At 35.9% G+C, this 25490-nt stretch carries 19 protein-coding genes; 6 read left to right on the forward strand and 13 right to left on the reverse strand.

Going from position 1 to position 25490, the window contains the following annotated elements:
- Positions 1-44: 44 nt before the first annotated feature.
- The 10 genes from KI375_RS10110 to KI375_RS10150 form a co-directional block, all read right to left on the reverse strand.
- Entirely contained in the window at positions 45-383 is a 339-nt protein-coding gene (locus tag KI375_RS10110) for a MurR/RpiR family transcriptional regulator (protein WP_244852498.1), read from the reverse strand.
- On the reverse strand, positions 380-544 hold the full coding sequence (locus tag KI375_RS27350) for a hypothetical protein (protein WP_244852500.1): 165 nt from the start codon (positions 542-544) through the stop codon (positions 380-382). Before KI375_RS27350 ends, KI375_RS10110 begins: the two co-directional genes overlap by 4 nt.
- Entirely contained in the window at positions 534-1232 is a 699-nt protein-coding gene (locus tag KI375_RS10115; RefSeq protein ID WP_374706828.1) for an N-acetylmannosamine-6-phosphate 2-epimerase, read from the reverse strand. The genes KI375_RS27350 and KI375_RS10115 overlap by 11 nt, the downstream gene beginning before the upstream one ends.
- Before the next feature lie 651 nt (positions 1233-1883).
- Positions 1884-3500 carry a response regulator gene (locus KI375_RS10120; RefSeq protein WP_212973376.1) on the reverse strand — a complete coding sequence of 539 codons (1617 nt, stop codon included), beginning with the start codon at positions 3498-3500 and terminating at the stop codon, positions 1884-1886.
- Between the two features lie 26 nt (positions 3501-3526).
- Positions 3527-5341, reverse strand: coding sequence for a cache domain-containing sensor histidine kinase (locus tag KI375_RS10125; protein WP_212973377.1), 1815 nt, complete (start codon positions 5339-5341; stop codon positions 3527-3529).
- Positions 5342-5456: 115 nt separating this feature from the next.
- Complete coding sequence (locus KI375_RS10130) at positions 5457-7031, reverse strand: FAD-dependent oxidoreductase (protein WP_212973378.1); 1575 nt, start codon at positions 7029-7031, stop codon at positions 5457-5459.
- 46 nt (positions 7032-7077) lie between these two features.
- Positions 7078-8607, reverse strand: coding sequence for an extracellular solute-binding protein (locus KI375_RS10135; protein WP_244852518.1), 1530 nt, complete (start codon positions 8605-8607; stop codon positions 7078-7080).
- A 126-nt stretch (positions 8608-8733) separates the two neighbouring features.
- A complete protein-coding gene (locus KI375_RS10140; RefSeq protein ID WP_212973379.1) occupies positions 8734-9603 on the reverse strand; it encodes a carbohydrate ABC transporter permease in 870 nt (289 codons plus the stop codon).
- Positions 9604-9614: 11 nt separating this feature from the next.
- Entirely contained in the window at positions 9615-10574 is a 960-nt protein-coding gene (locus KI375_RS10145) for an ABC transporter permease (protein WP_212973380.1), read from the reverse strand.
- Positions 10575-11167: 593 nt separating this feature from the next.
- Complete coding sequence (locus KI375_RS10150; RefSeq protein ID WP_212973381.1) at positions 11168-12742, reverse strand: FAD-dependent oxidoreductase; 1575 nt, start codon at positions 12740-12742, stop codon at positions 11168-11170.
- 71 nt (positions 12743-12813) lie between these two features.
- On the opposite strand from KI375_RS10150, the gene KI375_RS10155 reads away from it, so the two are divergent.
- Positions 12814-13026, forward strand: a complete 213-nt coding sequence (locus tag KI375_RS10155) for a hypothetical protein (RefSeq protein WP_212973382.1) — start codon at positions 12814-12816, stop codon at positions 13024-13026.
- Between the two features lie 222 nt (positions 13027-13248).
- On the opposite strand, the gene KI375_RS10160 is transcribed toward KI375_RS10155, so the two are convergent.
- From KI375_RS10160 to KI375_RS10170, 3 genes are all read right to left on the reverse strand, one after another.
- A complete protein-coding gene (locus KI375_RS10160) occupies positions 13249-15549 on the reverse strand; it encodes a glycoside hydrolase family 3 N-terminal domain-containing protein (RefSeq protein WP_212973383.1) in 2301 nt (766 codons plus the stop codon).
- Positions 15550-15582: 33 nt separating this feature from the next.
- Positions 15583-17091 carry an extracellular solute-binding protein gene (locus tag KI375_RS10165; RefSeq protein ID WP_212973384.1) on the reverse strand — a complete coding sequence of 503 codons (1509 nt, stop codon included), beginning with the start codon at positions 17089-17091 and terminating at the stop codon, positions 15583-15585.
- A gap of 125 nt (positions 17092-17216) precedes the next feature.
- On the reverse strand, positions 17217-19499 hold the full coding sequence (locus tag KI375_RS10170; protein ID WP_212973385.1) for a helix-turn-helix domain-containing protein: 2283 nt from the start codon (positions 19497-19499) through the stop codon (positions 17217-17219).
- 325 nt (positions 19500-19824) lie between these two features.
- Here KI375_RS10170 and KI375_RS10175 point away from each other — a divergent pair, with 325 nt between their 5' ends.
- The 5 genes from KI375_RS10175 (at position 19825) to KI375_RS10195 (ending at position 25368) form a co-directional block, all read left to right on the forward strand.
- Positions 19825-20808 (forward strand): ABC transporter permease, encoded by a 984-nt coding sequence (locus KI375_RS10175; RefSeq protein ID WP_244852502.1) that lies wholly within the window; start codon positions 19825-19827, stop codon positions 20806-20808.
- Between the two features lie 17 nt (positions 20809-20825).
- Positions 20826-21698 (forward strand): carbohydrate ABC transporter permease, encoded by an 873-nt coding sequence (locus KI375_RS10180; protein WP_244852504.1) that lies wholly within the window; start codon positions 20826-20828, stop codon positions 21696-21698.
- A gap of 430 nt (positions 21699-22128) precedes the next feature.
- Positions 22129-22623, forward strand: coding sequence for a PH domain-containing protein (locus KI375_RS10185; RefSeq protein ID WP_212973386.1), 495 nt, complete (start codon positions 22129-22131; stop codon positions 22621-22623).
- Positions 22620-24113, forward strand: a complete 1494-nt coding sequence (locus tag KI375_RS10190; protein ID WP_212973387.1) for a PH domain-containing protein — start codon at positions 22620-22622, stop codon at positions 24111-24113. The genes KI375_RS10185 and KI375_RS10190 overlap by 4 nt, the downstream gene beginning before the upstream one ends.
- A gap of 361 nt (positions 24114-24474) precedes the next feature.
- Positions 24475-25368: a glycine betaine ABC transporter substrate-binding protein gene (locus KI375_RS10195; RefSeq protein WP_212973388.1), complete on the forward strand. Its 894-nt coding sequence runs from the start codon at positions 24475-24477 to the stop codon at positions 25366-25368.
- Positions 25369-25490: the final 122 nt, after the last annotated feature.

Consider the following 25490-nt stretch of genomic DNA (forward strand, 5'->3'; position numbering starts at 1 on the left):
TCTTCACCTAGATCTAGATCCAAAAGCTATCCAATGGCATAACATTACATAATTCTACCCGCAACAGAATTGGCCGTTTTCTCTAACATTCTTCTCGCCAGCTGTTCATCATATTTCATTAAACCTAAACATATTAAATCTACGATTAATAATTGCGAGATTTTATTTAATAGGGAGCCTCCCTTTAATGGAAATTGCTTCCCAGCAGTTACTAAGCTAATATCTGCAATACTAGTGATAGGCGATCGTGCATAGTTCGTAACCGCAATTACTTTAGCCCCGCTCTTCTTAGCAAGTTTTAGTGTATTCATTGTGTCAATCGGACTGCCTGACACACTAAAGCCAATAACGAGATCATTTTTCTTTAATGTAACTGCTGTCATTGATTGGGATGGGGATCTATAACAGCCTCAATATCTTGTCCAATTCTTGAAAAACGATTTTTCGCATTTAAAGCAGTTATTCCAGAAGTACCAGCAGCTTTTGTCAAAGATGGTAAATAACTTTGGATTACACTTATAACATTATTCGTTCTAATTTCCATTTTGGTATTCCTTTATCTTTTTCACATACTGTTCAGTAGTAATCTGCGGTCTAGTAATAGCCGAACCAACAACAACTGAATGAGCTCCTATCTGCATGGCATGTGCCGCTTGCTCTGGAGACGATATTCTCCCTTCAGCAATAACTGGTATTTTTAATGTCAAACTTAGTTCTTTTACAAGCTCAAAATTCGGACCTTCTATTCCAGCTGTCTCACTAGTGTAGCCAAACAAAGTTGTGGAGACACAATCTACCCCCAAAGACTCCGCATATATCCCTTCCTCTAAATTTGATATATCCGCCATAATCAGTTGATCTTTTGATCGTAAATATTCAACTAGATCTTCTATCTTTTCCCCGTTGGGACGTTTTCGCCCTGTTGCATCGAGCGCAACAACGTCTACTCCTATGTTTAATAGTTCATCTATTTCAAGTTTTGTTGGCGTAATGTATACATCGCTGCCTGGATAATTTCGCTTAATCAAGCCAATTATTGGTAAGTCGACCATTTTTTTAATTTCCTTAATGTCCTCTGTCCCATTCGCTCGAATGGCTATTGCTCCGCCTTGCTTCGCCGCTAAAGCCATTCTTCCCATAATAAATGAACCAAACATAGGCTCTCCCTGTAAAGCTTGACAGGAGACAATCAATTCATTCTTAATATTTGAAAAAAAAGTGTCACTCAAAATAAAATTCCTCCTAACTAACCTGCTTTAAAAACAGGGAAATAAATTCAATTGTGACTCTCCGTACCGCAAATGCTAGCATCCGTTCCTTCACTCTACTTAAGTTTTTTTGGAAGCTCAGTGTTTTAATATGTGAGATTACGGACAGTTACATCAGGGTAAACGTTTAGAAAGCCTATTCATTTATAATCGAATTATAACATGATATCCCCAGGGAAGGAAATGTTCTTCTATTTATTTTAAAAAAGAGGATTTTTCCTTCATTTTAAAAAATAGAGAACTCCCGCTTTGATAAACTACGAGTTTCACTCAAAACTAGATCATCTATTTTGTAATATAAAGTGAAACTTCAATCGAGGGTTTTTCTTTCATCCCCCACTGATTTCAGAAGATCAAAGCCTAAATTCGCGACGTCCTGTCGCAATACCTTTGTGACCAACTTCCTGTCGTCCCGAACAAATCGGGATTTTCCTGGCTGTTGATCCCCCACTTACAATTCTAGGTTTTTCCACGAATTTTTGAAGTGGGGGTTTTACAGCCAGTTAATGCGGGATAAATATAAAAAGAGAAGTGCTACTAACACTTCTCTCGCAATATTGAGCCAAAACCTTTTTTCTTCGTTCTCGCTGTTTGATCCCCTTATAGACTCTTATTTTATTTCACAGCACTAGCCTTCTTAATTTCTCCTGGAGTGGTCCCCCAATATTTCCGGAATACTTTTGTAAAGTAGCTGACATCATTGTATCCCAAAAAGTTCGCAGTGTCATAAACCCTTTCTCCTCTATTAAGTAATTCCTTTGCTCGCTTCATTTTTCGTTCTAATAAATATTTTGAAAAGGTACTTCCTGTTTCTTGTTTAAACAGACGGCTAAGATAAGATGGATTAATAAATAGCTTTTCTGCAATTGAGTTTAATGTTATCTCTTCTTCCAACTCTATACTTTTTTCAATTTGAGAAAGAGTAGATTTTATTAAATGATTGGGGTTAATGTTTTTCTGGTATTCAGCATATTTTACAATGCGAATTATTATTTTGTTGGCCCAGTCTTTTATTTGCTGCTTAGATTTAAATTTCTCTGCTGCTGTTATAAGATAAAAGGATTCATTTTTAAGTACCTCACTTATTAACCAGCCTCTTTCATAAATAATATTGATTAAAAAGTGATAAATAAATAAAATAAATTCCTTCACCTCTTCAAAAGAGGAAATCTGATGTAAATAACCGTCAATAAAAGAGTTAAACTGATTAGTCGCTTTGATTAACTCTCCGGAAATAATCAAAGTTTCGATATGGGGATCAATCATAATAGTGGTTGCTTGGGTGTAATCTTGATTCATCTTTTGGACAAATGGAATGACCGCATTCCGGCCATAAACAACTCTTTCTTGTAGTGCTTTCAATGCTTGTTGGTAACAACTTGGAAGATCCTTCGTAAGTTTTACAGTTTGGCTCATGCCCACACTTACCGAAACCTTCAAATAATCTTGAATACTCAAAAGCAATTCAGTTATTTTGTTAATAATTTCCTTTATAAACTCATCGTCTTCATTATCATGATCGCAAGAAAATAAAATTATCGTTAAATGGTTGGAATCTCTAAAAAGCTCACACGAATATCCTTCTAAAAAATCCCTCGTAAAGTAAAAAATGGAATATTGTTGTAATCTTATTTCAGAGCGTTCCCTTTCTACATCAACCAAAGAATCAATATCCAGCGCCGCAACAATAAATTTGGGATCCTCTGGCAAGTCCATCATTAATTCTTTTGCTTTTTGTTTAAGTTCTCGGTCTTCATAGCCTTCAAGAATCAACCTCTGTAAGAAAAGCTCCTGAAGATAAGGCAGATGCTCATTCCATTTTCTATTTAACACTACTTGTTTATGCTTCCTTTCCCATTCTAATTCCTTTTGTACAGCTGCCTCTCTCACTGACTCTAATATTTCTTTATCACCAGCTGGTTTCAAAAGGTACTTATAAACGCCCATATTTATAGCTTCTTGTGCATAATTAAAATCATCATGTCCAGTCAAAAAGATGATCTTTATGCTTGGATCTTTTTCTAAAACCAGCTTAGCAAGCGTTATTCCATCTATTTCAGGCATTCGAATATCAAGTAAGATAATATCTACCCTTTTTTCTTCTGCGATCTTTAATGCTTCTAATCCGTTGGAAACTGCGCCGATTATTTCCATACTAATTTCTTTCCATGGTATATTATTTGTAATTCCATTCAAAAGTCGAATCTCATCTTCAACAATTAACAAATTCATTCAGAATCCTCCCTTGAAAATGAAAATCAATAAGGAACAGATCTATTAGGATATGAGCTTCCGTTACGTAAATTCAAAAAAGGAATATATATGGTTACGACCGTCCCCTCATTTTCCTTACTCCCTATAACTAAATCGCCTTGATCACCGTAAAAGAGTTTTAATCTTGATTTCACATTTCTTAACCCAAAGATATCTGGTTTAAATTCTTGGTAATTATTGAAGTTCTTTAACCTTTCGATCGTTATATGATTTAATTCATCGAGAATATAGCGCAAACGATCGATTCGTATCCCGATTCCATTGTCAATAATGTCAACCTTTAACCTATCTTCAACTATATTTGTTTCAATCGTAAGAATTCCTTTACTCTTCCTACGTTCCAATCCATGTAAAATGGCATTTTCGATTAATGGTTGTAATAATAGTTTTATTACTGGGATATGTTTCGTATTTTCTGCTATTTTATAATCTACTTCAAAATGATCCATAAACCTTATTTGCTGAATTCGAATATAGTAATGTAAATGTTTAATCTCCTCTTCAAGCGATACTGTTTCATCTGCTTTCATTAAATTAAGTCGAAAAAATTTTGATAAATTAAAGACCATTTCACTAATTTCTTCTGCATTATGATCTTTGGCCATCCAATATACAGAATCCAAAGTATTATATAAAAAGTGAGGATTGATTTGGGACTGGAGAAATTTCAATTCTGTTTTTGTCATCCTCAGCTGTTTCTCATAAATATCTTTAATTAAATGTTTTTGTTCAAGCGCCATTTGATTAAAGGCTGTCGTTAAATACCCAAATTCATCTTTTCTACCTTCCTTCAACTGGATATTTAATTCTCCTTGTTTAAGCCTTTTCATCCCTTGAGATAGGTTCCCCAATGGAGAAGCAATCGTCTTATAGACTAACCAAGAAGTCCAGATTGCCAACAAAAAACTTAAACTAATAATAAAGATTGTAAAAAGTGAAATCGTATCTAATTCCTTATAAAATTCATCCTTCGGTTGTATCATGACTAGATTCCAATGAGAATAAGGAGAGCTCACATCAATTTTGAAAAAATCTCCCTCTTGTATATGCTGTAATTCTGTTTCAGATTGAATCTTATTATTTTTAACTGTAGTAGAAAGTAATTTCCCTTCATTAGAAAAAAGATAAAACTGGGTATGATTGGAAGCTGCAAACTCATTTGCAAAATGTAAGAATTTACTTTGAGGTACTGATATGGCCAATATATTATTGTTTTTCACAGGATTATTAATATCAAGTAATCTCATAAAAATTAAATCATCCGGATCAAATATTGAATTTGAATGCTTTTCCTCTGTCCCTGGAAGAACGACCAAAACGGTTTGACCATTTGCTGCCATTGTTTGCTGAAACCAGGATTCTTGTTCAATATTTAAACCTCTTTTACCTCCATATTCAGAAGACAACATTGTTTTCGAGGAAGTATGGAATATGGATATATTTGAAATATAATTATTGGCATCGGAGAATTTTGTCACCTTATCAAGGATTTGTTTAAGATCAAGGATAGATGCTGGTGTTAACTCACTAGTAGTTTGATTCAACAAATGATTAATCGTTTGGTCCGTGCTAATAAGTACAGATAATTCATCTATATTTTGCATGATCATATCGATATACTCTACTTCTGAATGCATGACACTTGTTGCTTGTTTGCTTAATTGTTGCTTTAAAACTTTATAAGATTGAATATTCGAATATACACTAATAAAAATAAGTGGGGCTAGAGTTAATAGAAAGTAAACAGTAAGCTTTAATTGGATTGATGTTTTAAAACTACTATTTAGTCGCTTCCACATTCCCTATCCCCACTTCGGCTAACCAATTAATTTTATTTTGTCCTACCCCAATTGAGTTGTCAATATACTTAGAATGCTAGATTTTAAATAACAAAACTAAGCTTTAACACTACAGTCATTTAGTTGTACTTAATGTATTCCGTTTCCACTCCAATACTTGATTATCTTCTATTAATTTATTCCTTAGCTTTTGGTATTCTACATGTTGAACCGATACATCATCCTCAATAGCTAATGCGGCAGCCGTTGCAGCAGACTGACCTAATACCATAAATACCGGTTCCATCCTTATAGAACCAAAGGCTATATGGGAGCTCGAAAGGCAAACAGGAACAATTAAGTTGGAGCATTCATCCTCTTTTGGGACAATAGCCTGATAAGAGATCGGATATGGTGCAGTTGGGGAAATCTCTACATTTCCCTCATTAATCACTCTGCCGTCTATGATCACTCTCCTACAATGATGTGAATCCATTGTATAGGCTGCTAGACCGATTGAATCTTCTGCAGTAGTATATCCTCGGCAATGGCGCTCCGTCATCACACAATCTGATATCATCCTACGAGCCTCACGTATATATAATTGATGTGGCCACCCGCCAGTTTCAGGAAATTCATCTGCTGGTAATCCCCAGCTACAGACCTCTTCGCGAATAGTAGTAGGCACCCTTTCGTCATGACTTAAAAAATATAGCATTCCTAAATTATAGTCGACATGATCCTGAAATATCTTTTCGCGTGTTTCGTAATCACCTTCAGCCCAGTTATAATTGAATCCTATATGATCAGTTGAAAATCCTCCATAATTATTTAAATCTGTTTTTCTATTTTGTAGAACTCTATGAAGTTGCATGGCATCCCATACACCTGTATCAATATACCTTGCAAGTAAGGCATATTTATTGGGATCATAATTGTTTGGTTTTGGAAATGGCATTTTGATATCAGATCGATCTGTTAGACAAATTCTAAAATTATAGGCCTGAATGGATGAATCTCCCTGCCCTTGATAACCGAGTGTATCATTCGTTATACCATACAATAAGCCGCTGTCTGGTTTCCCCTCTACCACATAAGGATCTACCCAAGATTTAAAATTATGATTGGGATTACCAAAGTGAATACCATTCAATGTTTCTTTATATACAGAATTCGCTTCTCTACCTACATGATAAGAAACCCCGGCTTTCGCTAGTAGATCCCCTTCATAAGTAGCATCAATAAAAATTTTCGCGGAGAAAACATCACCATTTTCCATTTCAATGCTTTTAATGCGTCCTGCTTCCTTTTGTACAGATTCTAGATGTTGGTCATAGAATACATTGATACCTTGCTCATTGATCCATGTATTAAAAACTTCCTCTGCTACTGAAGGTTCGAATTTCCATGCAGCTCCATCGGGTTCATCGCTTTCATAATATTTTCCAAGCGTACGATAAAATTGACGTGATATTCCACCGATTGCCTCCTTATTGCCAATGTCTGTTGCACCTAAACCACTTGAAGTCATCCCACCCAAATGCCTACCAAATTCTAGTATCACAACATCTAATCCCATTCGTTTAGCTTGCACAGCTGCGGTTACACCCGCTGAAGTACCTCCGTAAATACATAAATCAGTTTCAATTCTGACAAATTGATTGGATTTAGTTTGCTGAGTATAATAATTCAATTTAGATGAATCTAACATTCTATCCGTCCTTTCATATCCAAAGAAATTAAGTTCCTTTTACCGTTTATTTATTGCTATACCAATCATTTACTTCTTTCGTAATCTGATCTCCCCCTTCTTTTTTCCATTCATCCACAAATTGATCAAACTTATCAAGTGGAGCTTCTCCCATGACTATCTTGGTAAAAACCTCTGCTTCCAATTTATTTAACTTTGCGTTAAATTTCCCCATCGATTCTGTCGGGGTACCGAGAAATTCATCGTAAATCGCATTTTCCTTAATTTTTTGCAAGTTATCATATAAATGAAATTCTTCCCCTAAGGAATCAAGCCGTAGTTTGACTAAATCCAAATTATCAGGCTCAATCGTCTCTGCCAATGTTAAACGATAAAGATGGTTATTATGTTTTTCAAAATCGGTTACCATTTTTCCATCCTCCATTGTATAAACATCGTCCTCAAAGCCAAATTTCAGTGTTTCATATCCTTCTCCAATCATAAAATTCAACATTTTGACAACGGAATCGGCCTGTTTACTTGTTACAGGTACGACATTATAAACTCTAACTGGTGCAGTGCCATCTGTCCCGGATTCTCCATTTTGTCCAATAGGAAAGTCTAACGAAATCCACTCAGCTTCCGGATCATTCTGTTCATTCGTAAGAATTGGCCCACGTGTATCATACCAAGTGGCCGCAAATAATCCCGCTTTACCGCTTGCTATTTTCTCCTCAAAGTTTTCTGTTTTATTAAGAGCAAACTCTTTATCTAACATTCCATCTTGATAAAGGGTAGAAAGATATTCTAATGTTTCTTTTGTTTCTGGAAGAATACTTGAATATACCAAATCTCCATCTCTTTCAATCCATTGATTTCTTTGAATACCAAATGCACCAAAAAATGGCTCTGTTCGTGCTAAGTTTTCCGCTATCACTAAACCTAATGTATCATCTTTTCCATTGCCATCCGGATCTTCTTCTTTAAAAGCTCGCATCACTTCTGTATATTCATCTAATGTTTTCGGTGGTTCTAAATTTAACGTATCTAACCAATCTTTCCGAACATACATAATCATCGTCCCTGGGTAAGTATTTACACTTGGAATTGCATAAATTTTCCCATCGATTGTCACATGTTCCCATGCTTCATCGGGTATATTCTTTTTTAAATCTTCACCATATTTCTCAATCGCATCATCTAACGGCTGTAAACCATTCTGATTGACATAATTCACTACCCATGAAGGATCAGTAGTATAGATCATATCTGGGAGATCTCCGGATGCCATCATCACATTTAATTTTTCATTATAACCGTCACTTGAAGGAGTAGTCACCTTAATGTCCAGTTCAGTATTGTCCCTAATATATTCGATATAAGGATTATTATTTGCATCCATTCCTTTTGGATAATTCCTGCTTGCATTATTCAAAACAATCTCTATTTGTTCTTTGTCTCCATTGTCCTTTTTGCTGCTCCCTGCTTCTTGATTGGAAGAGCATGCTATCAATAAAGTTAGGAGTAGCATCACAATCAAACTCAACCGGAAATATTTCCTCTTCATCATTTCAGCCCCTTTCATTTTTATCCGCATTAACAAGCAGTATCCCCCTATTCAAGGCATTAGAGAATACGGAGAAGACGTAATCCCTAATCTAGCTCCATCTCCTTGCAACTAACACACTCTATGTGTCGAAAATCCCACTAATTAAGGCTCACTTTATCCTTTAACGGAGCCAAGCATAATTCCTTTCACAAAATGCCTTTGTAAAAATGGATAAACCATTAGTATGGGAATTGTACTTACGATCAAGGCCGCAGCCTTTAATGACTCTGTAGCAATTAATTGTTTTTCCATATTGTCCATTAAATTAATGTCTGTTTGATTAAACTGGATTAATTCTCTTAAATAAATTTGTAGCGGGAATAACCCGCGATCATTAATATAAAGCATGGCGTCAAAGAATGAATTCCAATGAAAAACAGCATGAAATAATGCAATCGTTGCTAAGGCCGGCATGGATAGTGGCACAGCAATTCTGAAAAGAATTCCGAGATTAGAGCAACCGTCTATCCGCGCTGACTCCTCAAGTTCATAAGGAACACTTTGAAAAAAGTTTTTCATAATAATCACGTTAAAGGCACTAATAGCACTTGGGATGATAAATGCCCAAAACGAATTTAATAGATGCAAAGATTTTACAGTTAGATAAGTTGGGATCATTCCCCCGCTAAATAGCATTGTAAAAACAACTAGGAATAGAATGATTCCCCTTCCTTTAATGTAAGGTTTAGAAAGTGGATAGGCTAATAAACAAGTAAGAAAGACATTGATAAATGTTCCAATTACCGTACGTCCTACACTAACTACGAATGCTTTCATAAAGGCATCATCATTTAGCACCTCGCTATATGCATTCACATTAAATTCTACCGGCCAAAAGATAACCTCTCCTGACACAATGGCACGTTGGCTACTAAACGATTGGGCCATAACATAAATGAATGGAGCTAAAGCCAATATCCCAAAAATCCCCAGTATGAAATAGTTCGTATATGAAAATATCTTTTCACCCTGTGATAATTTCATCTATTCACCTCCTACCAAATCCCTTCTTGTCCCATTTTCTTCGCTGCTTTATTTGCTAAATATACTAAGAGTAGAGCGATTACTGATTTAAATAACCCAACAGCCGTTGTATAGCTAAATTGCGCCTGCTCAATACCAGCCCGATAGACATAGGTTTCAATTACATCAGCCACTTCATATACTACGGGATTATATAATACAAATATTTGTTCAAACCCAACGTCCAATACATTCCCAAGACGAAGGACGAATAGAATAGCAATCGTTGGAAGTAATGCAGGTATCGTTACATACCATAATTGTTTCCACTTATTTGCTCCATCCACTGTAGCTGCCTCATATAGTTGTGGATCAACCCCTGCAAGCGCTGCCAAATAAATAATAGCGCCCCAGCCGATTTCCTTCCAAATGTCACTTGCAACAAGTACAGATCGGAACCAACTTGTATCCGCTAAAAATAATATAGGGTTCATCCCTAGAAATTTTATGACTTCATTAACGATACCCGTAGATGGGGATAGGATATTAATAAGGATTCCACCAACAATCACCCAAGAAAGAAAATGGGGTAAATAGGCAAGTGTTTGAATAGCTCTCTTGTACCCCATATTTCGTATCTCATTTAACAAAATTGCCAGCACAATCGGTCCGGGAAATCCCCATAATAGTTTATAAAAGCTAATAATAAAAGTGTTCCATAATACTTGATAAAACTCTCGATCGTGAAACATATGATTAAAATGTTGCAAACCAACCCATGTACTTTCTAAGAGTCCCCCAAATACACTGTAATCTTGAAAAGCAATGATCACTCCCCACATAGGCAAATATTTAAATAAGATAAAATAAATAATTCCTGGAACCATAATTAGATATAAACTCCAATATTTAGAAAAAGAGATATTACGTTTAACCTTAATGTGGTTCAACGAAGGTCGCTGTCTGGCTAATTTCACCCCTTCTTCTTTCATTGCTTCACCACCTCTCTGGTCATTTTTTTGCTAGTAATGATTGATTTCATTATATTTGAAAGCGATTTCTAAAAATAGATATTTTGTTTACCTATCTTGGTACTTTTATGACTATTAATTCGATTGGAATTAAAAAAGAGATTCTTTTTTACACTTTGGTCTACACTTTAAAACTGGAGGTAAATATTAATAAACACACATGATTATGTTCACGCATGTTTAGAAACAACCATTAGGCCTATAGATTATTTGAGCTTGACACAAATGAAATCCCGAAAGATAAGGAAATGATTGTTTCTGCGGGGGCGTATATGGTGCAACACAGCTGCCCAAAGCAACAATGTTCTATTAAAACGTGGTTACAAGGTGAATTTCTACGGGAGATCGCAACATGAAAGAGGCTGGGACAAAAATGTTTTCACCAAAAAACGAACTACTAGAGTGCATATACCTCCGCTAAGATAATGCATTGTCCGTCTTGGTAGCTTATCTCAACCTCTCTCTACTTATCTTATATTCTCTCTTGTTATACTAATTTCAGTTCACAATCCTTATGCCAACATAACTTTAATATTACTGTTAGAGCTTGCTCATTAAACTGTCCTTAATTTAGGCCAAGTCAATTCAATTCCCTCTTGTGTTAGTAATTTTTGATAATCATTTAAATGCTGCTGATTTGATCGAACATTACGAGGAGGAATATTCTTCTCTAAGCAATAGGAAGCTAAATAACCAACAGCTTCCCCAATATTCCATTCTACAGGGTGTAATCTATAACTTCCGTTCGTAATATGAGTTGTACCAATATTTTTACAAGCTGGTAAAAGATTCTCCATACGAACTGGCAATAAACTACCTAACGGGATTTGAAAAGGCCAACTAGATAGATCAATATAATTTCGGTTTCCAGTACTTGGATGAAGATCAGTTCGATAACAACCGATGCCTACAGAATCATGGAATACTTTCGCACCTCTGTCCCCTCTAATCTTAGCACTAATATCCTGTTCAACAATCGTATATTCTGCTTTAATTCTTCTTGATTCACGAATATATGGAGACATTGCCAAACCATCCTCTGTACCAACAATATCCTTTCTAAGCCTTAACCCTGGGTATCCTTCTCCACCATCTGGTCTCGGAGATTCTGTTTGTAACCAATATAATAAAGATAAACTTAGTTGCTTAGCCTGATACAAATGTTTATTTCTTTCTTCTTCACTCACTTCAAAAATGGGGCCAAGCCAATAATCATTTTGCGGCCAGTTTACTAGTGTGATATCACTATCAAATACGCCAGGAGCAAAATTCCCTTTATCAATAATCCTTCTATAGATCCATCTATCCTTTTTGCCTTTTGATGGAAAGAGGCTATATGTGGTTGGGACATGAGTAATATAATGCGGAGATACCCACCCTAATTGCTTACCTGGCCAAAAATCAGCCTGATAGCCCTTCCAAAAATCATAATCGGCTGGTCGATCAATCGTATGATTTTCCCCCTCCAGATGATCCATTGCAAAACAATAGGTAATTGCCTGCATATCCAACGAGTCCGCATCACCTGGAAGTGCATGCTCTTCCCCTGTTTCTGATTGAGATTCCGCTCCTGTTACATATTCAACCTCTGCCAATGATAGAAGATCGCCACACTCTGTCGCATCTAAGATATAGGGCGCCGTTAAGACAATTTCATTACTCGTTTCAAGACTTTGAACACGTACAAATCTAATAAAATCTCCTGCCGATTCCACATGAATTGGTTTATGCTTCGTTAAAATCGTTAGCTTTCCACTATGAACATAAGGGGCCAGCAAATCTTGGATGACAGATAAAGCAACTTTTGGTTCGTGACATATTCTGCTTACTCCACCATTACCGGGATCAAAGTTTACCTTTTCCCTAGCCTCGGGGGTAAGCGGGAAATTTCTCCGATAAAAATTCATAATGCCGTTTCGGAATTCACGATAACTTCTCGTGCAACCAAACTGTTCGATCCATGGATGCTCATCTGGCGGCACTGCCTGATTTGTTAATTGTCCGCCAATCCAAAGCATTTCTTCAGTCATAATAACTTTTTTTCCCATTTTTGATGCTGCTAACGCCGCCGCACACCCACCTATACTTCCGCCAACTATGACAATATCAGCATTTAGCTCCTTTACCAATTCCTCTTACCTCCAATAACCTTATTTCCCTTAACTTTACTGGAATAAGTATATTTTTAAAGGGGAATTGTATGACCTTTTATAGTACTAATTTGATTTTCTGCATAGCTTGTCTAAGTCTCTCTCTTCCCAATCCCCTTGTGCAATATACGATTAGTGAGGATTTATCACTAAGTGAATCAGAACTACGCGTTTTAAGGAAAATGAAGGAATTATTTCTTGAGGAAATTAGTATACAGCTAGAGGAAAATGTAAAAAACTACAAAGATTTTGGGAATTTGTAAGAAAAGAGACCTAATAGCATAGTAGTTGATCAAATGCTTTATTGGATTATCATTCTTTTTATAAATGTTTCATTTACTTAATAAAAACCTAAGCCCCTTTAACCTTTATAAATACTATAAGGTTAGAGGGGCTTTTTGTTGAACAACATAAGTTCAGAGCCTATCGTTTGAAATAATGTGAGTTTTTTTCAAGAAATGCTGTTTGTTTTTCCTTCAATCCCATTATTGCAGTTCCAACATTACTTCTTGAGTAGTTGTTGAGTCACTCCCAACCATGATTTTGACATTACCAGGTTCCACAACAAATTTCATTTCATCATTCCAGATGGCCAACTCTTCATTCCTAAGGAGAAAGGTAATAGTCCTCTGTTCCCCTGGTATAAGCCTCAATTTTTGAAATCCCTTCAATTCTAATATTCTCCTAGTTATACTAGCTTCCATATCTTTGATATACAGCTGTACAACCTCAGCACCAACTCTTTTTCCAACATTTTTTATATCAACAGAAACCTCAACTGCTCTCCCGTTTTGTAAATCACCCAATAACATTCTAGAATCCTTTAGTCTTACATTGCTATATTTAAATTCCGTATAGCTTAGTCCATAACCAAAAGGGTATAAAGGTTCTCCAGTGACATCTGCATAGAAAAGCTTTCTACTTTGTTCTTTACGGTTATAATAAATCGGGAGTTGAGCGGTAGTTCGTGGGATTGATATTGGCAACTTCCCACTAGGGTTCTCCGCACCAAATAATATTTCACCAATCGCTTTTCCACCCTCTTGTCCAGGATACCAACCACAGAGAATGGCAGTCGACTCATCTTCAATATCAGTGATCGCATGAGGCCTTCCTTGAATAAGAATCGTAATAATTGGCGTTCCAATGGCTGCAACTTCCTTAAGCAATTCTATTTGAGCACCGCCCAATCGTAAATCTGCCAAATCAACACCTTCCCCACAATCCATTTCCAATGGATTATCTGAAACAATAGCAGCCCCATTTGTATCAAACTCAATATCAAAATTACGCGCACTACTGCCGCCTAATACTAAAATAGCCACATCAGATTGCTCTGCTAAAGATAGAGCTTTTTTGAACCCATCTTTGGATTCTGTACGTATTCCACATCCCTTTGCATATAAAACCTTTGTCTCCTTAGACACAATTTCTTTTATTCCTTGAAGGACTGTAACTCCTTTTCCTTCAGGTTGTATAGCTGTGTAATCGCCAAGTTGATTGTAAATGGAATCAGCATTCGGGCCAATTACAGCAATTCTATTTAATTTTTTACTTAATGGTAAAATATTGTTTTTATTCTTTAATAATACTATAGATTCTCTAGCCACTTGGAGATTCGTCTTTTGAAATTCCTTGCTCCCTATCACATTAATGTGGGTGCTCTCATCAACAAATGGAGTCTCAAATAATCCTAAAGTGAACTTCAAGTGTAGTATGCGCCGAACAGCTCTGTTAATTCGTTCCTCACTTGTTTTTCCTTCCTTAACAGCTTTTTCTAGTGTTGTGAAGGCCGTATCCCACAAGCTTAAGTCTACCCCTGCCTCCAATGCCACACTTGCAGCAGATTCAAGGTCTCCCGTTAAGGCAAGTAACCTATCAATAGCGACTCCATCTGCCATAACAATCCCCTTAAACCTAAGTTCTCCCCTAAGGATTTCTGTAAGAAGACTTTTATTAGCATGACAAGGGATCCCATCTATTTCATTATATGCCGCCATACACCCAAGTGCTCCCGACTTCACACCTGCTTTCATACCAGGTAAATGTATTTCCCTAAGTTCCCTTTCACCAATAGAAGCAGGGCCTGCATTATGTCCTCCTTCAGCAGATCCTTGGGCTGAAAAATGCTTCAAGACTGCTACCACTTTATCAGAGCCCAGTCGTTCACCTTCTGTCTCACCTTGCAACCCCTTAACAGCTGCTTCAGTCATTTTTGCCGCTAATAAGGGATCCTCACTAAAACATTCCTCTGATCGTCCCCATCTCGGATCACGTAATATATCTAAAGTGGAGATAAGTCCAAGATGACCACCACGAGCCCTAATTTCTTTCGCTACGTGTGCATAGGCTTCTTCCATTAACTCACTATTCCAAGTTGATCCAACACCTATATTGGTTGGTAGGACAGTTCCATCAAGTGCTTGGTGTCCATGTGGACATTCTTCTGATAAAAGCACTGGAATACCTAAACGTGTATGATCCATTACATATTTTTGAATTTGATTGGCAATTTTTGCATTTTCACCAGTCGGAATTCCATTATCATACGTCACTGCTGACCATGGGTCCGAACGAAATAAACCATATAATGCCCCCATCCCATCTCCAAAAGCAACTTGCTTCCTAAATTCTCCCGATAATTCTATGCTATTCCCTCTATTTTCGTATGCATTCCAACCATACATCTTTTGATTTAATTGACCAACTTTTTCCTTAAGCGTCATTCGTGATAATAAATCTTCTACTCGCTCTTCTATTGGCCGAAAACGATCCTTATAAATCATCCTGTCACTTCCTATCTCCATATCCTCTTAGTCCTAACTCTCATTATTATTTTCTAGCCAGTCATTAAATTGTTTTTCGTATTCAGCAACCACTTTATCGATCCCTGCCGCTTTCATTTTATTAAGTGCTTCTGGAAAGGCCTCCTCATAATCAACTAAACCTAGTTTTATAGGATAAATACTAGTCTTCAACTCTGCTAAACAGTTTGAGTATTCAACACCTACTTCGGTTGCATCAAAGTTAAATCCTAGAGTAATACTATTCACTGCATTATCCTCAACAGTTGTATGAGTTTTCAGAAATTCAGGATGAGTGTCAGCAGCCCATCTACTCATTTCAATATTTCCCAACATCCAATATGCTAGAGTATACGATGCTGATCCAGTGTCATTTGTTTTTAATAAATCCATTTTATTTTCACCGGAATCAGCCCAATGCTCATCTTCTACTCCATAAGATACTAAGTCAAAATTTTCTTGGCTTGAATACACCCAATCTAAAAACTGTACAGCTGCTTCTGGGTGTTCTGTCGTAGCAGATACTCCATTAGAATTTCGAACACCATAAGGACGAAACTTTTCTTTATCGTTTAAATAATAAATATCAAGTTCTGCACCTGGTACCTTTTTAACCAAATTCGCTTGCCCATTTGTTCCTTCTCCTTCTCTATATAGAAAACGCCCCAACTCTTCTTCTCGACTCGTCACTTCTACTGGTTCAGTTAGAATATCAGGGTTAACCAATTTACGGTTATACGCTTCCCTGAAGAAGGCAGCGTCGTTCTTGAACTCATCTGTTTCAATCCAAGATTGAACATTTCCTTCCTGATCAATATAAATCAGGTCCGAAAAGACAGTAAATGGATAGGTATCATAAGTTGTGTGTAAATATGCTGGTGTTTCTTCTTTCAAAAAACGAATATATACATCTTTATTATCATCTGGCCAATTTTCTTTTAATGTCTCAGATACATCTAATAATTCTGTGGTAGATGTCGGAGGTTGTAAGTTGTTTTCCTTTAATAGATCAGAACGCATAGTCACCATGCCCTCTGCATAAGCAGTATCCATCCAAAAATTCGGCAAAAAATAAGTTTCACCATTAATTTTGGAAGAATCCCAGATCCAATCAGGAAGGCTTTTCTTTAGGTTTGATCCGTACTCATCTAGGTACTCATCAATTGGCACAATTCCTCCACTACTAGCTAAAACGTTTGGACCTTTTTGGTCATGCATAATATGAATAAGTTCGAATTCTTCACCTGTGGACATCATTAGATTTGTTTTTTGATCCCAGACATCCCATGGAATATAAATGGCCTCATATTTTAAATTCAAACCATCCATCTCCAATTTTTCATTTATAGCATCTTCAACCTGCTTTTGATCTTCTGGTGCATTTCCTGGCATTACGTAACGAACAGCTAATTTCCCCTCACCATCGGCCTTTTTTTCACTATCTACTGATGATTTAGAACATGCCCCTAAGAAAAAAGCGATTGAAATGAGCAGCAAAACAATCCATGACTTTTTAGCTATCATAAAAATTAATCCCCCTTGTTAAAAGTATTGTAATCGCATTCATCATATCCTTACAAACCTCTAACCGTAAACTTCAAATAGTAGCAAAAACTATAAAAAAATTGATAATTAATTTTAAATTACGCCTACTCATTTGAAATTCTAGACTTATTATTTGCCAATCGATATTTTGCTGGTGATAAACCATATTTCTTTTTAAATAATGTATAAAAATAGGTCGTATTCAAGATACCTACTTTATTACTTATAATATTTGCAGCATCGTTTGTTTCTAAAAGTAAATCTCTAGCCTTTTCAAGCCGTATATCTTTTAGATAATCATTAAAAGACATATTACAATGAGTTTTGAACATCTTCCCTAAGTAGCCAGGTGTAATTTGAACTTGGTCAGCCAGTATCTCTATGGATAGATTTGGATCTATATATTCTTTTTGGGTGTATTCCTTTATCCTCTCAATCATTTCACTGTTTTTCCCTTTGGAATTCTCACTCAACTCCCCGCAAATAGCCAAACAAATTGTTTCCATCTCCCCTACTAAGTCCGCTAATTTTTCGAAACTAGGTAATTGAAAGACTAAATCTGTTAATAAATCTGAAGCCTGTTTCGTATATTCTAGATTTTCGTAATACTTATAAAGTGTGAATAATAGCTTCTTTAATGTAAATACGGCCTGGTGATAATTCACTCCTGTTAAGGTAGGTATAAGGGAACGAATTTCATCTATAACTTCTTGCTCATTACCAATATTAATGGCATTAATAATCCTTTTATCCAAATCATTCGGGATCCTATAATTCGTGATGTCCTTGATTATAGCATCTTCGGAATATGAATAAATCTTTCCTCCGCCATTCGTAAATCTCTCGTTAACTGCCGTTTTAGCCGTTAAGTACGAATCACGTATTTTTTCAGAATTATTAACAATAGTACCTACACCTACTGTTAGTCCGATCCCAAAATGTCTTTGCACATTCTCTTGCAGTTCCTCCAAAGATAATAAAAAATCGGGAGAATAATATTCTGAATTTAACAACCCCAAAATGCCTACTTCGTCCTCTTCTATTATTATTGTTTCTATACGTTCTTGTTTTCCTACCAATTCCATTGCGATGTTGCAAATTGAAAATTGAATTAGGGAATGGATTTGTGAACTATGCATTCCCTTATACTCTTTAAAGCAATCCATTTTCAGTAATACAACGATGAAATAGGCACTTGATAATGGTTGATTAAATCGACTTTCAATGTCTACTTTACTGCCATTTATATAATGTAATAAATAACTTTTTTCAACTACTGCTATTGCTGGTTCTAAGAACTTTAATTTATTTGATAACTGGGAAAACTCCTTATCAAGAACTTGAAACTCGTTAATATTCGTTGGTTTGTTTTCACTCTTTGAGATACTCATTATTTTTTTCATTAGCTTGTTCATTGGACTATACATGAAATTTGTTAACAAAATGGATATTACTATACATACTAAAAACAAACAAAAGGCTACTACCAGTACGTTTTTTTTTAAATCTTTCATCCTAAATAATGAATCTGAATAATGATTGACACCAATAAGGTACCAGTTTAAGCTTTCAGATTTCACAAAAGCAATCATGCTCTGTTGATCTTTAATAACTGTTGTAAAGTTACCACTTGGTTGATTACTTTTTAAGACTTCTTCAATATAAGGCCTATTTGCGATATTTTTAAGAAAATCTTTCCCACCTGTTTGCGAGATAATTTTCCCCTCCGTATCTATTATTAATAAGGAATGGGAGCTTTCACTTTTTAAATGATCTACAAGATTATGTAAATATTGCTCGTCAAAATTAATAATAATAAGACCATTATTCGGTAAGTAAGAAGAATAACCAGGTGAAAGAACAAAAGTTAACAGATTGATGTCTTTATCAGTTCCAATATCTTTCACTTTTCTCGGAAAAAAACTAATATACATTCTATCTTTTTGATTGATCAGCTCATCTATTAAAGCGCCTTCATCCTCTCGAGTAAAACCTTTCGTATTAATATACCGATCTGTGTATTCATTGAATATCCCTATCGAATAAATGTAAGGATAGTTTATTTGTATATTCTTCATAAATTTGACTACTTCATATTCTTTAAATCGATCCACTTTTTTATTAAACATCATATTTGAAACAACTCTATCATTTATTAAATAATTCCCAATGCCAAAAACTTGTTCATTTACAATATCAGCTACATAACTTGTTTGGTGTAACATCGATGTTGACATATTACCAAGTTCCTTCTCTGAACTATTATAAAAAAGGGAAAATAATAGAATACAGGCCACTGCAATAAGGATGGATGACAAGATAATAAATCCTAAGAAAATACTCCTATATGTAGAAAAGTGAATAATCTTTTCTTTTAATTCTTTCATATCTTTTTCCTCCCCGTTGTTAGAATTATATGAATAAGGCTACTAATATTTTTATCATAGCAAAATTTCCAATCCTAAAAAGTAGCAGATTCCTATTTTCTTTGCATATTGTAAAAATTTAAAGTCTTTATAAAAAAGTAAAATACAGCTCTCGAAGTTTTTCTATTCATTCGAAATATTGATACTTTACGGCCATTTCATAAAATCATATGTTTACTGTACGTAAAGAAGTTGAATAGGAATAGAGATTGAAGGAGTGATAAAAGTGTTCACCTATCTTAAATAATTGTTCCTTGCTATTAAAAATCTAAAGGGAGGTCATAATATGATTTCTAATAAAGCAGAAATCACTACTATGAAAAAGGTAAAAGAAAACCATATAAAAGGAAAAAAGAAAGTTTCCTTTTTGAGTGAAATAAAGAAAAACTATCCTGCTTACTTGTTAGCACTACCTGCTGCAATTTATACACTAATATTTGGTTATCTAACAATGCCTTATATGCTTATCGCCTTTCAAAAATTCAACTATAAAATGGGATTACTCGGTTCTGAATGGGTAGGATTAGAAAATTTTCAGTTCTTCTTTGCCTCTGACAGGGCATGGCAAGTAACTTTTAATACGGTTAGGCTAAATGTTCTCTATATTCTTTTTAGCACGATTTGTGCCATAATATTAGCTATTTTATTTAGCGAACTGAAAAACAAACGTTTTTCTAAAATAACACAATCTACTATTTTATTCCCCCACTTTTTATCCTGGGTAATAGTCAGCTATGTTATTTATAGTTTATTTGCTTCTAACTTTGGACTAATCAATAAAACCCTTGAATATTTTCAATTGGATCCTATTAATTGGTATTCTTCGCCCCAATATTGGGTTCAAATATTAGTAGGAGCTAATATATGGAAGGATGTTGGAATCTCGCTTGTTATCTATTTAGCTACAATCACAGGAATTGATGGAGTTTATTTTGAAGCGGCAAAAATCGATGGAGCCAATCGCTGGCAGCAAATTAGATATATTACTCTGCCACTTCTAATGCCCACTGTTATTATTTTATCATTACTCGCATTGGGCAAGATCATGTTCGGAAGTTTCGATATGATTTACGCAATTATCAAAGATAACGGATTATTATACCCGACAGTTGATGTCATTGATACTTATGTATTTCGCGCATTAAGAACAATAGGAAATCCTTCTCAAGCTATGGCTGTAGGGATTTTCCAATCTGTTGTTGGATTCATTTTAGTATTTGGAGCAAACTGGATTGTAAAAAAAATAAACCCTGATAATTCATTATTTTAAAGAAAGGAGCCAATCAATTGAATGCAGCCAAACTCTTTGATCACATTAATAAACTTGCTATTACAGTGATATCACTCATGTGTACACTACCTTTATTGTTAGTTTTTATTGTTTCGTTTACCGATGAAAGAGCCATACAAGTTCATGGATACAGCTTTTTTCCAGAAAAGATTTCTCTTGATGCCTATAAATTGCTTTTCACTGGTAACTCCCCTCTTTTTCAAAGTTATTTTATATCGATTGTTGTAACGGTAGTCGGTACCTTGCTAGCTGTATCAATCACATTTATGGCTGGCTACACACTTGTGGCTAAGCATGTAAAATATCGTAATGCCTTGGCTATATTCTTTTTTATCACAATGGTGTTTAATACTGGCTTGGTTCCTTGGTATATGATGAGTACTTCTCTTGGATTAAAAAATAATATCTGGGCACTAATCATCCCAACCCTAGTTTTTAATCCATTTAATTTATTTTTAGTAAAGAATTTTATGAAGCAAATTCCAGATTCACTCATAGAGGCAGCAAAAGTTGACGGTGCTAACGACTTTTACATTGCATTCCGGATATACTTCCCACTTTGCATGCCTGTACTAGCAACCATCACATTATTTTACGGTATTGCTTATTGGAATAATTGGTTCAATGCCATTATGCTAGTCGATCGTCCAGATTTATATCCTTTACAATACCTACTATTTAAATTGAACTCTGAAATAAGTATGATTCAACAAATGCAGGGCACTGCAGCGGCAGCAAGTGCAACTCTCCCTAATGAATCTGTCAAGATGGCTACTGCTATATTAACAATTGGGCCAATTATTTTATTCTATCCATTTCTACAACGCTATTTTGTAAAAGGTTTGTTAATTGGATCTGTCAAAGAATAACGAGACGATTGACACTTAATGTGAAGTAGTTTTTTCTCCAAGCATTGCCAGCTTAGTGGGGATGCACGTATTAGGCAAACGATTAAGAGAGATCTTCGAATAGAAAATGGCTATATACAGGAAGAGTTAGAAATACCCCTTAATGTGTCAACTACCGCCTACGGTTATTACGGAGCAGTTGATCAGATGCTTTATTGGATTATCATTCTTTTTATAAATGTCCCATTTGTTTTATAAAAACTTAAACCCCTCTAGCCCTTATGAATACTAAGGGCTAAAGGGGATTTTTGTTGAACAAGAGATTTATTCTGTTCCATCTACTATATAAAGTCTCAAAATCCGAAAAACCATAAAAAATTAAGGAGAAATTAAGCTGAAATTTTCGCGGACGTAAGGTAAGTACCTTAAAATAGGTATAGGAGGTGTTTTTTTGTATACCCCATTGGATGCACCCAAGAAACGTTTATCGAAGGATGCAGTTAAGGTTTGGCTTATCAGCGAGACAGTTGAGAATATTATCGGCCTTATCATTCTGGGTGCTTTATTTTACCTTGATTATCGTTTTTCATGGAAGGAATGGATTGGGTGGATATTGATTGTTATAACAGTCTTTGCTTCGATTGCTGGAATTTGGTCATTGATCAGGCCCTTTATACTTTATAAAAATTGGCGCTATGGTGTAGATGAGGAATTTCTACAATTGAAATCAGGAGCAATTAACGAAACGCATCAACTTGTGCCGATGACAAAGATTCAATCGGTCATGACTGAGCAAGGACCGTTTCTTAGAAAATATGGACTCTGCTCCGTATCAGTTAAAACAATGGGATCTTCTCACACCATACCAGCTCTACCAAAGGAGGTGGCTGTTGAGTTGAGAAATCAAATTGCTCAATACGCAAAAATTAAGGAAGTGGAGAAATGATTAGACGTTACTCTCCGTTTGTAATGCTTTTTGATCTAGGGAAATTAGTACGGAATTCCCTTATCTTCGTATTTTATTTATATGTGTTAAAGACAGGCTCAGCTGCTTTTAACACATACGGCCGGGTTATTTTCCTGATCGTAGTTGGATTGACATTTTTTTCAATCATTTATAAGTGGTTTACTCACAAATACAAGCTTGATCATCAGGCATTTTATCTTTACAAAGGTCTTTTTAACAAATCAGAACGAACGATTCCGTTCTCTAAAATTCAAAACATTCATCGCCACACGTCTTTGATCCATCGTATCTTTCATTTAACCTCTGTTCGTTTTGAAACGGCGATGACAGATGAAAATGCGAATATAAAGTTTGAAGTCATTTCTCAAACAGAGGCTAAGCGGATAGAAGCACACCTTAAAAGTGTGGACCAGGAGATTGAAGAACAAGATCATGAATTTGACGATTCGGAGGTTGATGTTGAACATCCAAAGTTGAATCGAACGATTCATTTTCAAGCAACGAAAAAGGATATCTTAAAAGCATCCTTTTCATCTTTAAGTTTTTTAGTGCTAATCCCTTTAGTTGGTTCATTTTATTACAAAATCAATGATGTTTTTCATGTGGAAGGTACGGCACAGGGATTCTTTGAAAAGTTGATCAGCTCCTGGTGGATTATGACTATTATTGTGATCGTACTCGTTATTGCTTCTGCCACCTTTGGAGGGGTGAGAACCTATTTAAAGTATGGGAAATATGAAATATCTTCAGATTCGAATCTCATTTTTATTACTAGAGGGGTTATCGATGAAACAGCCTTTTCCATTTCCAAAGAAAAAGTGCAGGCCATTGAAATAACACAATCCTTAATGAAAAGACTACTCGGGCTTGCTGAAGTAAAGCTGACAAGTGCCGGTACTTTAAGATCTGAGGAAGATACGCTCGAAGTGAATACACTCTATCCTTTTCTACCTGTTAACAAGGCATATAAGATGATATCAGAAATTTTGCCATCCTATGAGATTACACAAAAAATGAATCGACTTCCAAAAAAGTCCCTTTGGGTTCGCTTATTACGACCAAGCTGGCTCTGGATCATTACAACAGGAGTTTTATATTATTTTAAGCCAACCATTTTGGATGTGAAACAGGCTTGGATGACCCTATCAGCAATTCTCTTAATTTGTATTGTAGTATCAAGATGGTTAAATTTTCTCCATACCCGTTACGTGATTAATGACCAATTTATTCAGTTTAAAGAAGGAGCGCTCACGACCTCGTTATTCCTCTCAAAACGAGAGAAAGTAATCGAAGTGAAAGTCACACGAAACCTCATTCAAAAAATGCTGGGTCTCGCATCCATCGGGACAATCAATAGAGGAAGACCAGTGCATCATTCAGGCATAAACGACATACCAGTTGCATTAGCAACCACACTTTTCAAGTGGTATATGAAGCGAAATAATGAGATTCGTGTTGAACATTTTTAAGGGGACTGTCCCCCAACGTGGTACAGCGTTACCATGGCGGGGGACTGGCCCCTATCTCGGTTCTTTAACAACGATTCTCATAATTCTTTATGTTATAACATGCCTATAATCAAAGGATATACTAGTATTTATAAGTTAACGTCGTTAATTGTCCATTAAATATGCTCTTACGTTCGCTCCACATCGATAACGTATCTATATGCGCGTTGCTCAAAAAGAAGATACACACTATAGTTGAATTTGTACGCTTTTTGCGAGTGCAAATAGATAGGCAAAGTAGTCCGTTTATACTCACTATATTTTTCCTTCCCCCTCTTTATACAGCTCTCATAACTAGACATACTACAGGGGGTTTACATCTATGAAGAATTTCAAACTAATTAAAGGAATGGGAATAGCCACATTGTTAGCAATTGGACTTGCGGCCTGTGGTACTGATGATGAAAAGGCAGAAGATCAAACTGTTGGAGAACAGGTTGACTATACAATCGTTGGAACCGATCCTGGCTCCGGGCTTATGCAAGAAACGGAAAAAGCGATGGAGGATTATGGGCTTGATGATTGGAATCTCATTACAGGATCCGGGGCTTCTATGACAGCTGCATTGAAAAAGGCATATGATAAACAGGAACCAATTGTATTTGCTGCATGGAGTCCACATTGGAAGTTTATAAAATATGATCTCAAATTCTTGGATGATCCAGATTTAATATATGGGGATGAGGAAGAAATTCACACACTTGCTAGAACAGGATTAAAAGAGGACATGCCTGAAGCCTACACCATATTGGAACGTTTTCATTGGGAAACAGAAGATATGGGGGATATTATGGTAGACATTGAAGACGGAGAAGATCCTGATGTTGCAGCAGAGAATTGGGTAAATGATAATCAGGACAAGGTTGCAGAATGGACGGAAGGTGTACCTGAGGTGGACGGGGATAAAATTAAACTCGCCTACGCCCCATGGGATAGTGAAATTGCCAGCCATTTTATGATGAAACAAGTACTAGAAAGTATAGGATATGACGTAACCATATCTTCAGTAGAACCTGGCCCGATGTTCGCGGGGGTTGCGGATGGAAGTGCAGATGCAACAATGGCAGCTTGGCTTCCGGTCACCCATCAAAATTACATCGAAAAGTATGAAGATGAATTAGACGATCTAGGTGCAAATATGGAGGGAGTACGTCAAGGTTTAGGTGTTCCAGCATATATGGAAGACGTTAATTCTATCGAAGATTTGAAAAATTAAGAAGAAAGCTGTATAAAGAGTTTCATGAAGTAAAGAGATTGCCTAAATGAAGAGCCCAAGAACGTTTCTATAACAGCGTTCTTGGGCCCTTTCTTTAATCGGGGTCTGTCCCCCAATGTGGT

Source organism: Bacillus sp. J14TS2, from assembly GCF_018333015.1.
Lineage (GTDB): Bacteria > Bacillota > Bacilli > Bacillales > Bacillaceae_C > Lederbergia.

What these genes read in the sequence shown, in the direction of transcription:
- KI375_RS10170 (WP_212973385.1), bottom strand. Translation starts at nt 19,499, where the DNA reads ATGAAAGAATTAAAAGAAAAGATTATTCACTTTTCTACATATAGGAGT.
- KI375_RS10120 (WP_212973376.1), bottom strand. Translation starts at nt 3,500, where the DNA reads ATGAATTTGTTAATTGTTGAAGATGAGATTCGACTTTTGAATGGAATT.
- KI375_RS10130 (WP_212973378.1), bottom strand. Translation starts at nt 7,031, where the DNA reads ATGTTAGATTCATCTAAATTGAATTATTATACTCAGCAAACTAAATCC.
- KI375_RS10145 (WP_212973380.1), bottom strand. Translation starts at nt 10,574, where the DNA reads ATGAAAGAAGAAGGGGTGAAATTAGCCAGACAGCGACCTTCGTTGAAC.
- KI375_RS10155 (WP_212973382.1), top strand. Translation starts at nt 12,814, where the DNA reads ATGACCTTTTATAGTACTAATTTGATTTTCTGCATAGCTTGTCTAAGT.
- KI375_RS10190 (WP_212973387.1), top strand. Translation starts at nt 22,620, where the DNA reads ATGATTAGACGTTACTCTCCGTTTGTAATGCTTTTTGATCTAGGGAAA.
- KI375_RS10175 (WP_244852502.1), top strand. Translation starts at nt 19,825, where the DNA reads ATGATTTCTAATAAAGCAGAAATCACTACTATGAAAAAGGTAAAAGAA.
- KI375_RS10160 (WP_212973383.1), bottom strand. Translation starts at nt 15,549, where the DNA reads ATGATTTATAAGGATCGTTTTCGGCCAATAGAAGAGCGAGTAGAAGAT.
- KI375_RS10135 (WP_244852518.1), bottom strand. Translation starts at nt 8,607, where the DNA reads ATGCGGATAAAAATGAAAGGGGCTGAAATGATGAAGAGGAAATATTTC.
- KI375_RS10165 (WP_212973384.1), bottom strand. Translation starts at nt 17,091, where the DNA reads ATGATAGCTAAAAAGTCATGGATTGTTTTGCTGCTCATTTCAATCGCT.
- KI375_RS10140 (WP_212973379.1), bottom strand. Translation starts at nt 9,603, where the DNA reads ATGAAATTATCACAGGGTGAAAAGATATTTTCATATACGAACTATTTC.
- KI375_RS10110 (WP_244852498.1), bottom strand. Translation starts at nt 383, where the DNA reads ATGACAGCAGTTACATTAAAGAAAAATGATCTCGTTATTGGCTTTAGT.
- KI375_RS10125 (WP_212973377.1), bottom strand. Translation starts at nt 5,341, where the DNA reads ATGTGGAAGCGACTAAATAGTAGTTTTAAAACATCAATCCAATTAAAG.
- KI375_RS10195 (WP_212973388.1), top strand. Translation starts at nt 24,475, where the DNA reads ATGAAGAATTTCAAACTAATTAAAGGAATGGGAATAGCCACATTGTTA.
- KI375_RS27350 (WP_244852500.1), bottom strand. Translation starts at nt 544, where the DNA reads ATGGAAATTAGAACGAATAATGTTATAAGTGTAATCCAAAGTTATTTA.